Annotated in this window: 11 protein-coding genes and 1 pseudogene; 9 read left to right on the top strand and 3 right to left on the bottom strand. The window is 65.8% G+C overall.

Annotation, left to right across the window (positions count from 1 at the left end; translation table 11 throughout):
- The first annotated feature begins 56 nt into the window (after nucleotides 1–56).
- Nucleotides 57–434 carry a VOC family protein gene (locus tag AWB83_RS19515; protein WP_087047265.1) on the top strand — a complete coding sequence of 126 codons (378 nt, stop codon included), beginning with the start codon at nucleotides 57–59 and terminating at the stop codon, nucleotides 432–434.
- Nucleotides 435–438: 4 nt separating this feature from the next.
- Here AWB83_RS19515 and AWB83_RS19520 read toward each other — a convergent pair whose 3' ends face one another.
- Nucleotides 439–1,374, bottom strand: a complete 936-nt coding sequence (locus AWB83_RS19520) for a LysR family transcriptional regulator (RefSeq protein WP_087047266.1) — start codon at nucleotides 1,372–1,374, stop codon at nucleotides 439–441.
- Nucleotides 1,375–1,492: 118 nt separating this feature from the next.
- On the opposite strand from AWB83_RS19520, the gene AWB83_RS19525 reads away from it, so the two are divergent.
- From AWB83_RS19525 to AWB83_RS19545, 5 genes are all read left to right on the top strand, one after another.
- Complete coding sequence (locus tag AWB83_RS19525) at nucleotides 1,493–2,911, top strand: M20 family metallopeptidase (RefSeq protein ID WP_087047267.1); 1,419 nt, start codon at nucleotides 1,493–1,495, stop codon at nucleotides 2,909–2,911.
- A 25-nt stretch (nucleotides 2,912–2,936) separates the two neighbouring features.
- Nucleotides 2,937–4,214, top strand: coding sequence for an MFS transporter (locus AWB83_RS19530; RefSeq protein WP_087047385.1), 1,278 nt, complete (start codon nucleotides 2,937–2,939; stop codon nucleotides 4,212–4,214).
- A gap of 244 nt (nucleotides 4,215–4,458) precedes the next feature.
- Entirely contained in the window at nucleotides 4,459–4,767 is a 309-nt protein-coding gene (locus AWB83_RS19535; protein ID WP_087047268.1) for a DUF4148 domain-containing protein, read from the top strand.
- 267 nt (nucleotides 4,768–5,034) lie between these two features.
- Nucleotides 5,035–6,798: a DNA-binding protein gene (locus AWB83_RS19540; RefSeq protein ID WP_087047269.1), complete on the top strand. Its 1,764-nt coding sequence runs from the start codon at nucleotides 5,035–5,037 to the stop codon at nucleotides 6,796–6,798.
- Nucleotides 6,799–6,811: 13 nt separating this feature from the next.
- Entirely contained in the window at nucleotides 6,812–7,207 is a 396-nt protein-coding gene (locus AWB83_RS19545) for an SRPBCC family protein (RefSeq protein WP_087047270.1), read from the top strand.
- Nucleotides 7,208–7,216: 9 nt separating this feature from the next.
- On the opposite strand, the gene AWB83_RS19550 is transcribed toward AWB83_RS19545, so the two are convergent.
- A complete protein-coding gene (locus AWB83_RS19550; protein WP_087047271.1) occupies nucleotides 7,217–9,400 on the bottom strand; it encodes an NHL repeat-containing protein in 2,184 nt (727 codons plus the stop codon).
- A gap of 142 nt (nucleotides 9,401–9,542) precedes the next feature.
- Between AWB83_RS19550 and AWB83_RS19555 the strand changes: the two are divergent.
- The 3 genes and pseudogenes from AWB83_RS19555 to AWB83_RS19565 all read left to right on the top strand — a co-directional run.
- Nucleotides 9,543–9,692 (top strand): annotated as a pseudogene (locus AWB83_RS19555) (AraC family transcriptional regulator); the annotation flags it as partial.
- A 183-nt stretch (nucleotides 9,693–9,875) separates the two neighbouring features.
- Nucleotides 9,876–10,265, top strand: a complete 390-nt coding sequence (locus tag AWB83_RS19560) for a cupin domain-containing protein (RefSeq protein ID WP_087047272.1) — start codon at nucleotides 9,876–9,878, stop codon at nucleotides 10,263–10,265.
- Between the two features lie 81 nt (nucleotides 10,266–10,346).
- The gene (locus AWB83_RS19565; RefSeq protein WP_087047273.1) at nucleotides 10,347–11,528 is read left to right on the top strand and encodes an NYN domain-containing protein; all 1,182 of its coding nucleotides are present in this window, start codon (nucleotides 10,347–10,349) and stop codon (nucleotides 11,526–11,528) included.
- A gap of 182 nt (nucleotides 11,529–11,710) precedes the next feature.
- Here the strand turns inward: AWB83_RS19565 and AWB83_RS19570 are convergent, their stop codons facing one another.
- Nucleotides 11,711–13,126 carry an HdeD family acid-resistance protein gene (locus AWB83_RS19570; RefSeq protein WP_087047386.1) on the bottom strand — a complete coding sequence of 472 codons (1,416 nt, stop codon included), beginning with the start codon at nucleotides 13,124–13,126 and terminating at the stop codon, nucleotides 11,711–11,713.
- Between the last annotated feature and the right edge of the window lie 28 nt (nucleotides 13,127–13,154).

Raw genomic sequence — 13,154 nt, forward strand, 5'->3', positions numbered from 1 at the left:
CGTCGCGGGATTCCTATACTCCGGCTGGCCTGGCCACGATCATCACGAGGGATCTCATGAGCGAATGGAAGCCCGCGACTTATCCATCCGTCAGTCCGTACCTCATTTGCGAGGACGCGGAAAGCATCATCCGCTTTCTCGAACGCGTCTTCGATGGCGCATTGGTGCGCCGCTTCGACCGCCCCGACGGATCGCCGATGCATGCGGAAGTGCGCATCGACGACAGCATCGTGATGATCGGCGGCGGCGCGACCGTTCAGCAATCGCAGGGTCCGCACATTCACGTCTATGTGCGCGATGCGCAGGCCGTCTGCGACCGCGCGATGCAGCACGGCGCGCAAGCCGTGCAGGCGCCCGCGCGCAAGCGTGACGACGACTTCCGGGGCGGCTTTCGCGATGCCGCAGGCACGACCTGGCGGGTCGCCACGCAATGACGCGCTAGCGCTTTTTCTTCCTTGCGCGCGTCGCCGGCTTTGCGAGACTCGCGCGCAGCGCATTCGTCAGCGTGCTCAGAAACTGGCCGACGGCGGGCGGCAGGCGGCGTTCGCGCATCACCGTGACCTGCAGCAGGCGCTCGTTCAGCAAGGGTTCGTCGATGGGCGTGGCGACGAGCGTCGGCGGGCCGGGGTCGCCTTCGAGCGCGACCGCGCTGCCGAGCGTGATCGCGCCGGTGAGCGCGGCGAAGTGATGCATCGCGCTGGAGTTGTTGCTCGTCAGGACCGGCTCCAGATGCACGCCGCGCGCCGAGCAGCACCAGTCGATCAGGTGGCGCACGGTGGTGCCGCGATCCAGCACGGCGGTCGGATACTGAAGGATGTCGTCGAGCGTGACGTTTTCCTTGCCCGCGAGCGGATGCGTCGGCGGCAGCAGCGCGCACACGGGCGCCTTCACGCTGTATTCGACGCTGAGCGCCGTCGATGTCGACGTCGAGAACGCGAGCCCCACATCGACTTCGCCGCTCGCCACCCAATGCTCGACCTGCGCGGGCGAGCCTGAACGCATCGCGAAGCGCGTGTGCGGATGCTCGCGATAATGCGCCGCCATCACGCTCGGCAGAAAGCAGCGCGTGAAGCCCTCCGTGCAGCCGATGCGCACGTTGCCGCGCTTGAGCGCATGCATCTCCGATATCTCGTCGAGCACCGCGTCGCCGTCCATCAGCGCGCGGCGGGCGTGCTGCACGAGCAGTTCGCCCGCTTCCGTCAGGATCATGCCGCGCGGCATGCGCTCGAACAGCGGCGTGCCGGCTTGCTCCTCCAGCTTCGCGATCTGCCGGCTGATGGCCGAAACCGCCACATGAAGCTGTTCGGACGCCGCCGCGAGCGAGCCCGCGCGCGCGACCTCCACGAAGTATCTGAGTGCGATTCCATGCAGCACGATGCTTCCCCGAGTCTTGCCTTTTTGGCAATGCTAGTCGCAAATATTGAAATTGTCGCGAATTTTTGGTGTTTCTAGACTGGGCCGGAGTTGCAGCGATACATCTTCCGGAGACGTCGTGAAAGAACCCCAGAACACTCGCGAAACCGCCATCGCCATTGCTTGCCAGGCATTCGATTCGGGCGCGTTTTTCGCGGATTTGCAGCGCCGCGTCGCGTTTCGCACCGAGAGCCAGAACGGGCCGAATGCCGCGTTGAACGCCTATCTCACCGACGAAGTGAGCGATACGCTCGCGCGTCTCGGCTTCACGGCGCGCGTCGTGGAGAATCCCGTCGCGGGCGGGCCGCCGTTTCTGATCGCCGAACGCCATGAGTCCGGCGACCTGCCGACCGTGCTGACGTACGGCCACGGCGATGTCGTGCGCGGCTACGACGAGCAGTGGCGCGCGGGCCTGAAGCCGTGGGAGATCGTCGTCGACGAAGACCGCTGGTACGGCCGCGGCACCGCCGACAACAAGGGCCAGCACTCCGTCAACTTCGTCGCGCTGGCGGCGGTTTTGCAGGCGCGTGAGGACAAGCTCGGCTTCAACGTGAAGGTGATCTTCGAGACCGGCGAGGAAATCGGCTCGCCGGGCCTGAACGAAGTCTGCGCCTCGCAGGCGGACGCACTCGCGGCGGACGTGTTCATCGCCTCCGACGGGCCGCGCGTGTCCGCGGAGCGTCCCACGCTCTTTCTCGGCTCGCGCGGAGGCGTGCCGTTCGAGCTGACCGTGAACCTGCGCGAAGGCGGCCATCACTCGGGCAACTGGGGCGGCGTGCTGCGCAATCCCGCCGTCGTGCTGTCGCATGCCGTCGCGAGCCTCGTCGATCGCAACGGGCGCATCGCGGTCGAAGGACTGCGGCCGCCGCCGATCCCGGACGCGGTGCGCGAGGCGCTCGCCGATATCGAACTCGGCCGCGACGAAAGCTCGCCCGAGATCGATCCGGCCTGGGGCGAGCCGGGACTCACGCCGACCGAACGCGTGATCGGCTGGAACGCGCTCGAAGTGCTCGCCATGAAATCCGGCAACGCCGACGCGCCCGTCAACGCGATTCCGCCCGTCGCGAAAGCCGTGTGCCAGTTGCGCTTCGTGGTCGGCACGGACTGGGAGAACCTGCAGACGCATCTGGAGCGCCACTTCGCGGAACACGGCTTCACCGAAGTGACGGTGAAGGCGACGCGCGGCACGCCCGCGACGCGTCTCGATCTCGACGATCCCTGGGTGCACTGGGCGCTCGATTCGATGCGTGCCACCACCGGCAAGAAGCCCGCGCTGCTGCCGAACCTGGGCGGTACCGTGCCCAACGATGTCTTCGCGAAGACGCTCGGCCTGCCGACGCTGTGGGTGCCGCATTCGTATCCCGCCTGCAACCAGCACGCGCCGAACGAGCACGTGCTTGCGCCGGTCATGCGCGAAGCGCTCGGCGTGATGGCGGGCCTGTGGTGGGATCTGGGCGAGATGGGCGCGGCGATCGTCGCTGCGCGCCATGCCCGTTGACAAGCGACTTCACTCATACGCGGACATCATGAAGAAAAAGCCCCTGAGCCTGACGCAGATCGTGCTCGCGACTTCGGTCGGCAACGCGCTCGAATGGTTCGACATCGCGATCTATGCGTTCTTCGCCGTGTATATCGCGAAGAACTTCTTCCCGGCCGCGAACGAGACGGCGTCGATGCTGCTCACCTTCGGCTCGTTCGGCGCGTCGTATCTGGTGCGCCCGCTCGGCGGCATGGTGCTCGGCGCGTACGCGGACAAGCGCGGGCGCAAGGCGGCGCTGATGATGTCGGTCGGGCTGATGATGATCGGCACGGCGATCATCGCGGTGATTCCGCCGTATGCGTCGATCGGGTTGATCGCGCCGGCGGGTGTGTTCATCGCGCGGCTGATTCAGGGCTTTTCGGCGGGCGGCGAGTTCGGTGCGTCGACGGCGATGCTCATCGAGCATGCACCCGACCGGCGCGGCCTCCTGGCGAGCTGGCAATTCGCGACGCAGGGCCTGGCGACCTTGCTCGCGTCGCTCTTCGGTTTCGCGCTCGCCCGGCTGATGCCCGGCGCGGAGCTCGCGGCATGGGGCTGGCGCATTCCCTTCTTCTTCGGCTTGCTGATCGGGCCGGCAGGCCTGTTCCTGCGGCGCTATCTGGAAGACGCCGCCGACTACACCGAAGCGCAGCACACGGCCACGCCGATCCGCGACGTATTCGCGCGGCAGAAGGCCTTGCTGCTCGTGTCGATCGGCGCGCTGACGGTGTCGACGGCGGTGAACTACCTGCTGCAGTACGTGCCGACGTTCGCGATCCGCGAGCTGCATCTCGATGCATCGACGGGCTTCGCGGCGAGCATGGTGGGCGGCTTGATGCTGACGTTCGTCACGCCGTTCGCGGGCCATCTCTCCGACAGGATCGGCCGCGTGAAGCAGATGTCCACGGCGGCGTTGCTGCTGTTCGTGACGGGTTATCCGGCGTTCGCCTACGTCGTGTCGCATGTGTCGGTGCCGGCGCTGTTCGCGCTCGTCGCGTGGCTTGCGCTGCTCAAGGCGATGTACTTCGGCGCGCTGCCTGCGCTGATGTCGGAGATCTTCCCGGTGTCGACGCGCGCGACGGGCATGTCGATCGGCTACAACATCGGCGTCACGGTGTTCGGCGGATTCACGCCGGCGATCATCATCTGGCTTCTGAGCGCGACGGGCAGCAAGGCCGCGCCGAGCTTCTACATGATGTTCACGGCGGTGATCAGTCTGGCGGCGCTGGCGGCGGTGAGCCGGGGAAAGGGGGCGACGAGCGCGGCGGGTGTCGCTGCCTGAAGCTGCCTGCCCCGATATTTCTCCGGCGGACTGTTTCAGCGCGCGACAGGGGCGCGTTGATCGGCCGCCCGCTTGTATCGCAATGTATCCGCATCGGCGGCCGACACACGGCGTTTCATAACCGGCGTTCGCCGAAACAACCCAGATACGTCCCGCGGTTTTAATACCTCCAAGCCCGAGCGATCCGGAACACACACCGGATCACCAAGACGGCCTTCCATCACATTCTCTGGAGGTAGAAATCATGAAAGTCATCCAATCGCTCATCGTCGCCGCCGCTGTCGCGCTTCCGGCCCTGTCGTTCGCGCAATCGAACCCGCCTGTCACCCGCGCCGAAGTGCGCGCGCAACTGGTCGAACTGCAAAAGGCCGGCTACAACCCCGCGAGCGATCAGACGCAGTATCCGAACAACATCCAGGCCGCTCAGGCGCGTGTGAACGCGGAGAAGGGCATTTCGGCTTATGGCGTGTCGACGGACGGCGCGTCGGTCTCGGGCGCGCGTTCGGCGGATACGGACGTCATCGGTCTCGGCCCGGTTTTCGCCAGGCCGTAAGCGTCTCGCTTCGCGTGCCATCGAGCCTGAACGGGAAGCGCCGTTCAGGCTCGATGCGTTTTCGGCGCAACAAATCCGGCCTCGAACCGGCGGCGGCACAGGCGATACACTCACGTCGGCAAACCCCTTCGGGCGCGGCATGTGACGTGCCGTGAAAGATGACGCGGAAAATCGGTATCATCCATTTCCGCCCGGCGCGGATTCCGCCAAATGTAACAACGTATCGCAGCTTTTTTGCGTGCGACGCCACTGATTTTCGAGGCGCTTATGCCCAACGACGTAGACATCATCACTGACGAGCAGATCGCTTCGATTGCCGATCGCCTGACCGAAGAAGGCCGCAAGGTTTCCCCCATGACCGTTTGGGCGGAGGCGCGCGGCGCTTCGATCGTCGCCGTTGCGGCGGCTTTGCAGCGATGGCGCGAGACGCGTCAGCCCGCCATGCCGCAGCAGCAGGTTCCGAGCGGGCTGCCCGACGACCTCGCCGAGACGCTCGTGAACGTCGCGCGGCGGCTCTGGACGGTTTCACGGGATGAAACCGAGCGATTGTCCGGTCAGCGTCTTTCAGTCGTGACGCAGCGGCTCGCGACGGCACTCTCGGAGCGCGACGAGGCGCTCGCCGAATTCCAGAAGACCGGCGACGAAGCCGCGAAGCATCGTCAGGAACTGGACGAACTCACGACAAAGCTGCGCACTTCCGAGGAAACGGTCGCGCGCCTGCGGGAGGAATTCGCGGAAGCCACCGCGCGCGTGCAGGCCATCGAGGCGCGCGCGTCGACGGAACAATCGCAACTGCAAGCCGTGAAGGCATCGCTCGAGGAGCAGCGGCAGACCAGCGAGACCTTGACCGCGTCGCTGGCGGGCAAGGACGAAGAGATCGCCCGCATCACGCAGGAACGCGATCAGGCTCGACGCGAGCATGAGCAGTTGCAAGCGGCGGTCTCGGGCAAGGACGAGGAACTCGCGCGCGTGGCTCAGGAGCGGGATCAGGCGCGGCAGGAGCACGCGAACTTGCAGACGTTGGTTTCAGGCAAGGACGACGAACTCGCGCGTGTGGCTCAGGAGCGGGATCAGGCGCGGCAGGAGCACGCGAACTTGCAGACGTTGATCTCGGGCAAGGACGAGGAACTCGCGCGCGTGGCTCAGGAGCGGGAGCAGGCGCGGCAGGAGCACGCGAACCTGCAGACGTTGATCTCGGGCAAGGACGACGAACTCGCGCGCGTGGCTCAGGAGCGCGATCAGGCGCGGCAAGAACACGCGGCGCTGAGCCAGGCGTCGCAGGAGAAGTCGAAGGAAGCGCAGCGCTGGTCGCAGGATGCGAGCGCCGCGAATTCGCGCGCGGAGGCCGCCGAGGCGCGGGCGAGCGAAACCCTGTCGCGCATCGCCGCGCTGGAAGCCGAGTTGAACGAAGCGCGCGCCGCGCTGGCTTCGGAACGCGAGACATCGGCGGCGCGCGGCGAGGAAGCATCGGCGCAGCGCGATCAGGTGAGTCGCATGACCGCCGAGCTGGAGGAAGCGCGCACGCAGCTCAACCGGATGACCGAGGAAAGAGCCGCGGAAAGCGCCGAGCTGGCGCGCGCAACGAACGATGCCAGCGGCCTGCGCGAACGCGCCGAGGCGGCGGAGAAAAACGCGACCGAGCTCGCGAAGCGCCTCGTCGAGCAGGGGCAGAGCGCGGAATCCGAGATCGCCTCGCTGCAGCGTCAGATTTCGGCGCAGGCCAAGGCGCATTCGAAGTCCTATGACGAGCTGCGCGCCAACGCCGAGCAGTGGGTGACCTACGCGAAGGATTTGCGCCAGCGCCTCGACGTCGCCAACGAGAAGATACTGTTCATCGATGCCCGCAGCACCGGAGAAGTCGCGCTCATGCGCAGGCTCGCGGTCGAGCTGGAGCGGCTGAAGCCGGATCACGAGCTGGTCCTTCGCGAGGCGCAGCAGAAGCTGATCGGAGACAAGATGTCGCAGCAGCTCGCGCAAAAGGGCTATCGCTACGATCCGGCCACGGCGGTCATGTCGAAGATCGAAGGCTGACGGCTTCGTGACCATGGAAACGATGACCATCGGCGCGTCGATCGACCGCGACTGGCGCGAGCTCTACGACGCGATCTGGCATCCCGAAGTCTTCCCGACCTGGGCATCGGGACTCGCGCAGTCGACGCTCGAAGACCACGGCGATCACTGGCGCGCTCGCGGCCCCGAAGGCGAGGTGACGATCCGCTTCACCGGCTACAACGCGTTCGGGGTCATGGATCATCGCGTCGATCTTCCGGGCGGCGATCAGGTGTACGTGCCGCTGCGCGTCTTTCAGAACGGCGCGGGCGCGGAAGTGGCGCTCACGCTGTTTCGCCAGCCCGGCATGTCGGACGAAAAATTCGCGGCCGACGCCGAGTGGGTCCGCCGCGATCTCGCCACGCTCGCCGCGCGATACGCAAAAGCGTAGCGCCGCGCTTCACGGCGTCCACCGGTACATCAGGATCTTCGCGCGGGCGTCGTCTTCCACGAGAACGACGTACTCGCCGTTCGCGCGGCGCGTCGCGCTGATGCCCAGTTCCACATCCACATAACCGCTCGTGCCGCCGACGTTCGCGCCCGGCGTCATGGCGCCGACCGGCGCGCCGGTGCGCGCGTCGTACACGTCCACTTTCTGCGTATAGAGCTCCGCGACGAAGAGATAGTCGCCCGCCGTCGCGACGCCGACCGTCGTCACGGGTGGACTGCCCGCCGTGTTCCACGGCAGCGCGATCACATATGTCATGACCGGCGCGCCCGTGCTCCAGTTGTCGTAGCGCGCGAGATACGGACCGGCTTCCTTCCAGCGGGCCGCATCGTAAGGGACCGCCTGCGTGAAGCCGGAGACGTACATCGTGTCCGTCTCGGCCACGTACAGCACGCGTCCGATGCGCGTAAACGGCGCGGGCATCGGGTAGGTCTTCGACGCGGCGTACGAATAGATCGGGTTGCCGGGCGCATCGAAGCCCTGAACCGGCATCTGGCGGATGCCGCTCGTCGGCGTGCCGAACCAGACGCCGCCCGCCGAATCGACCCAGATGAAGCTGTTGCCGACCGTGCTGCCCGTCGATGGATTGCCGGTGAATTCGTTGCCGCCGAGGCGGCCGTCGCCGTTGATGTCGCGCCACATCCATTCGCCCGAGCTCGGCTGATTCGCGGGAAAACCGCCGGAAATGAAGGTCTCCGCGAACATGCCCGACGGAATCGCGATGCTGCCGTGCGCCGCGTCGAAGCGATGCACGTAAAGCTCGTGCGAATACGGATCGAGCGTGTACAGATAGGGGCGGTTGCCGTTCAGGCGCCGCACCATCGGCTCGCCGCGCACGCCGCGTCCGATGTGCAGCGGCGGATCGTCGGGATAGGTGAAGCGATCGACCGTGTAGGCGGTGTAGGTCCACTGCTTGCCGGGCGGCTTCGTCCAGTCCATCGTGAAGATTTTCGAGCCTGTGTAGACGGTGTCCGGCGCGCCCGGATCGAAGTCCGCGCCATCGACGAACACGAGGCCGTCGAGCTCCCACAGCAAGGATCGCGACGTGCCCCTGAACGCCTGCAGCACCGCGCCGGAGCCGACCGAAGCCGAGTTCAGTCCGCGCGGTCCCGCGCCGTTCTGGCCGACATAAAGATTGCCCGCGGAATCGAAGCCGATGCCGGTGATGAAGTTGAAGCGCCCCGCATCGATCGCGCCGGCGGGCGCGTGGTTCACGCCGTTCAGCGTGCCGACAGGCGTCGCGGCCTGGAGCGCCGAAGTGGCCGTCTTTTTGTAGGGCAGGATCTGCTGGCCCGGGCCGATATCGGCGATATACAGGTCGCCCGACGGCGATATCGCGATGTCCGCGGGCACCGTGCCGTTCGGCAGGACCGGCGCGCCGCCGAGCAGCGCGCCCGTCGCGGAATAGTGAGCGACGGCCGGCTGCCCCGTCAGCGCGCCGACGATCGCCCACAAGGAGCCGTCCGCGTCGAGCGCGATGCGTCCGGGCGACGCGACATCGAACGAACGCTTGCGGCGCATCGTATTCGCATCGAACACGACGATGCGATTCGCATATTGATCGGAGACGAAAAGCTCGCTGTCGCTGGCCGCGAGCCCGCGTATGCCGGCGTCGGCGCCGGCGGGAACCGTATCGACGATCAGGAAGCTGTTCTTCGTCGCGTTCGCGCTGTTGCCCACGCCGCCCGCGAACGGCGCGCCCTGCGCGATATTGCCGAGCGCGCGCCGCGTGATGCCGAACCACGTATGGCCGTTGGGCGGATAGTCCGCGCCGACGAGGCCGCCGCCCTGATTGCCGATCGACATCGCGGCGTAAACATAGCTGCCATTGGACGTCACTGCATCGCCGCCCGCCGCGCCCCAGCCGTGCGTCGCGCCCGCGACCGTGACGCGGTCGCCGTTGCGGTACGCTGCGATCTCGGCGCCGCTCTCGTCCCACGGCGAGTTGGTGTAGACAGTGCCGTCGGATGCGACATGCAGCGCCTGGATGTCCTGCTGCATCCATTTGCCGTCGCCGAAACCGAAGGTGTTGCCGATCCACGAAGTCGTGTACGCGAGTTGCGCACGGGCGTCGTCGGCGTGCGGCGCGAGGCTGAGTGCCAAGAGACAGGTCATCGATAAGGTAAATCGTTTCATTGCCCGGATCCTTGGTTCAGGGGCTGCTATTTTGCCTATCGGCCCGATGAGGCGCAGCTTGAGACGGAACTTCCGATGCACGATGACGGTGCGCTTCGGCTAGTATTGGCCCCATGAAGAAAGCGCGGGAGCGGAAGTCGAAATGAGCGATCGCAAGAAAGGGACCGCATCGGACTGGGTGCGGCGCGCCCAGCCGGGCGAAGGCATCGAGCGGATCGAGGCCTGGTTCGGCGGCAAGGCGTACGGCATGCACCGGCACGACACCTACGCGATCGGCCGTACACTCGCGGGCTTTGCCGATCAGAGTCATATGACGCGGCAGTTCACGCGCGCCTACGGCATGCCGCCGGCGCGCTGGCGGACGATCGCGCGCGGCGTCGGTCCGCGCTCAGCGTCTGCACGATCGTTCAAGACGCGCGCGCCGGGCGGGCGTTAGCCTCGGCTTCCTTCATCGTCACGGTTACGGAGCCACATCATGACATCAGGTCCATCCACACGCGGCCAGCGCATCGCGATCGATCCGCTCGACAAGGCGCGCCAGATCGACGGCTTCTGGCAACAGCGCGTGATCGCCGAAATGAACGACTACCAGTTCAAGGTCGCGCGCGTCGAAGGTGACTTCATCTGGCACCGTCACGCCGACACCGACGAGACCTTCATCGTCCTCGAAGGCGAATTGCGCATCGACTTTCGCGATGGCGCGATGCATCTTCGCGCGGGCGAGCTCGGCATCGTGCCGAAGGGGGTGGAGCACAAGCCGTATGCGGCGGGCGAAGTGAAGATACTGCTGATCGAGCCGCGCGGCGTCGTGAATACCGGCGATGCCCGGAGCGATCGCACGGTGCCGAACGATCTCTGGATTTGACGAGTCGCAGGCGGGAGCGGCGGCGCCGGCAAGCTATCATGTGCACATTGCAAAATGTGCCGCACAGGCCGGAGAACCCTTATGGCTGCACCCCAGGAAAGCGTCAGCATGGCGTTGTTCTGTGATTTCGAGAACGTCGCCTTGGGCGTTCGCGATGCAAAGTACGAGAAATTCGACATCCGACCCGTGCTCGAACGCCTGCTGCTGAAGGGAAGCATCGTCGTCAAGAAAGCCTATTGCGACTGGGACCGCTACAAGGGCTTCAAGGCCTCGATGCACGAAGCCAGTTTCGAAATGATCGAAATTCCGCACGTGCGCCAGTCGGGGAAGAACTCGGCCGATATCCGTCTCGTCGTCGATGCGCTCGATCTCTGCTACACGAAATCGCATGTCGATACCTTCGTCATCATCAGCGGAGACTCCGATTTCTCGCCGCTCGTGTCGAAGCTGCGCGAGAACGCGAAGAAGGTGATCGGCGTGGGCGTGAAGAACTCGACTTCCGACCTGCTTGTCGCCAATTGCGACGAATTCATCTTTTACGACGATCTCGTGCGCGAGCAGCAACGCGCGATTGCCAAGCGTGACGCGCGCGAAGCGAAGCGCGCACCCGAAGAAGACCGTCAGCCGAAGCAGGAGATGGAAGCGCGCAAGTCCCAGGCGATTGCCATCGCGGTCGAAACCTTCGAGGCGCTCGCTTCGGAGCGCGGCGAGAGCGGCAAGATCTGGGCTTCGGTGCTCAAGAGCGCGATCAAGCGGCGCAAGCCCGGCTTCAGCGAGGCGCACTATGGCTTCAGGGCATTCGGCAATCTGCTCGATGAAGCGCAATCGCGCGGTCTTCTCGAAGTCGGACGCGATGATAAATCCGGCGCGTTCGTTTTTCGCTCCGTGATGACGAGCGCGGTGGATGTCAGGCATGGCGAGACGCCGGCGGCATCGAAAGAAAGCGAGGGGACGGAGAACGCAGACCGCAGGGCCGCGTGGCAGCCGGCGCAGGCGGCTGCACAGGAACCGCAGGTCGTCGCGGAACGGGAGACGCCTGAAGTGCCGAGTGAATCGAAGAAGAGAAAATCGACCGCGCCGCGTCGCACGCGCAAGACGGCCGCGAAGCAATCTCCGTCACCGGTCGATGCGCCGCCAGATTCGGAAGCAAGTGCGCCGATAGAGGAAGCAGTTGCACAGACCAAGCCCGCGAAGCCCTCACGCAAATCGACCTCTCGCGCCGGTCGTTCGCGCAAGGCTGCGGAGAAAGTGAGCGATCAGTGAGAGCACGCACCGGCTGTGCACGCTTCGGGAACCGCCACGAGTAGTGGCCATCCGATCTCGAAGCGCTCAAGCCGCACTTCGGCATCGGCGACGAAAGAAAGGTGAGCCGGGACATCCCGTCGACGGTTTCAGGACGAGCCGCGCTCCATTGAGCGAAGTGATGCGCAGGGTGTGAGGGCGGTTCAGCGCGAACCTCGCTCCATCGTGCCCGCAGCCGTCTCGCGCGCTTGCGCCGCGGCATGCTCCTCGGCGCGCCAGCGTTGCCGCGAGCGATACATCGTCGCCACGGCGATGCGCGCCATCTTCACCCAGCCCGATGGACGCGGGTCCGCGAGCATGCTGAGCGCGCGCGCATAGTCGAGCGTGAGGCCCGGCGTCCATGCCATCGTGGCGGCGCGCTTGCGCACTTGCGCGGCGACCCAGAGTTCAGGCGTCGCCATGATGCGCACCAGCGGCTTCCATCCTCCGCCCTTGCCCCACACGCGTGCCGACGCGCCCTCGATGGCCGCTTCCAGGGCCCGCGCCACGCTGCTCGAGCAGTTGCGATACGTGAGGTTGTAGGTCGTATCGCGGCGATATGCGTCCCAGAAGCGCGCGAGCCGTTCCGGATCGTAGTTGCGGATGCGGACCTGCTGCGTCGATGGACACCATGTCCTCGATTCGGTCGCATAGTCGGGCTGGAAGAGGCCGGGAACGTCGTTCTCGCGCGTCGCGCGAAGCGTGCGCGAGAACTCGTTCGGCGAACGGTCGATCTCGATCGCCGGATAAAGGCTGATATAGACGCCTTCGGGCGTTTCCAGCGCCGCGTGGCCCGTGGAGATGGTTCCGTTCCTGTCCACGGCGGCGATGTAGCGATCGACGATCAACTGCCGCCTTGGCTGCGCTCTCGCCGATCCGACCGGCGTCCATACGTGCACGGTCAACGCGGCTTCGTCGGGTGCGGGCGGCCCGTCGAAGACGACGCCGGCGACGGCCGGCGGCGCGTGCGTCGAATCATTCGCATTCTGCATGGCCGCCTTCGCGGCGCCTTCGACAGCGGGATTCGCCGCCATGCGCCGCACGCGCGTCGCGAGCAGGATCATGTTCCAGCCGCCGAAGAAGAGTCCGAACGCGACGCAGTACGCGACAGTACCCGCGTAATGATCGGGATAGGGCTGATAGAAGAAGATGGCGATGGCGATTTCGAGCACGCCGCCCGCCGTCGCGAGGCGCCATCTGCGAAAGCGGACCACGCGCGCCGAGATGATCTGCAGCGTGCCATCGACGAGAAAGAGCGTGCCGAAGATGAGCGAAAGCGCGAAGTTGCCGTGCTCGCCGCCGATCAGCACGAGCATCGCCGACAGGCAGAAGGTCGTGCCTTTTACGTAGCGCAGCGTGCGCTGCCCGCCCATGCCGGTCCACGCTACAGCCAGTGTGGCGAGCCCTTCGAGCAGCATCAGCAGCGCAAAGGGCATGATCGGGAAATAGAGGGCGCCGTCGAGCGCATCCGTGAAGACGACCGCGCCGAGCGCGATGCTGAGCAACCCGAGCGTCAGCACGGTGCGCCAGCGGGTGCGCAAATAATCGACGCCGAGAAGAATCATCACGAGACGAACCATCGCTTTCTCCGTCTGATCGTTCATGCCT

It is taken from the genome of Caballeronia ptereochthonis, from assembly GCF_001545075.1.
Lineage (GTDB): Bacteria > Pseudomonadota > Gammaproteobacteria > Burkholderiales > Burkholderiaceae > Caballeronia > Caballeronia ptereochthonis.

What these genes read in the sequence shown, in the direction of transcription:
- AWB83_RS19515 (WP_087047265.1), top strand. Translation starts at nt 57, where the DNA reads ATGAGCGAATGGAAGCCCGCGACTTATCCATCCGTCAGTCCGTACCTC.
- AWB83_RS19535 (WP_087047268.1), top strand. Translation starts at nt 4,459, where the DNA reads ATGAAAGTCATCCAATCGCTCATCGTCGCCGCCGCTGTCGCGCTTCCG.
- AWB83_RS19540 (WP_087047269.1), top strand. Translation starts at nt 5,035, where the DNA reads ATGCCCAACGACGTAGACATCATCACTGACGAGCAGATCGCTTCGATT.
- AWB83_RS19545 (WP_087047270.1), top strand. Translation starts at nt 6,812, where the DNA reads ATGGAAACGATGACCATCGGCGCGTCGATCGACCGCGACTGGCGCGAG.
- AWB83_RS19550 (WP_087047271.1), bottom strand. Translation starts at nt 9,400, where the DNA reads ATGAAACGATTTACCTTATCGATGACCTGTCTCTTGGCACTCAGCCTC.
- AWB83_RS19560 (WP_087047272.1), top strand. Translation starts at nt 9,876, where the DNA reads ATGACATCAGGTCCATCCACACGCGGCCAGCGCATCGCGATCGATCCG.
- AWB83_RS19565 (WP_087047273.1), top strand. Translation starts at nt 10,347, where the DNA reads ATGGCTGCACCCCAGGAAAGCGTCAGCATGGCGTTGTTCTGTGATTTC.
- AWB83_RS19570 (WP_087047386.1), bottom strand. Translation starts at nt 13,126, where the DNA reads ATGGTTCGTCTCGTGATGATTCTTCTCGGCGTCGATTATTTGCGCACC.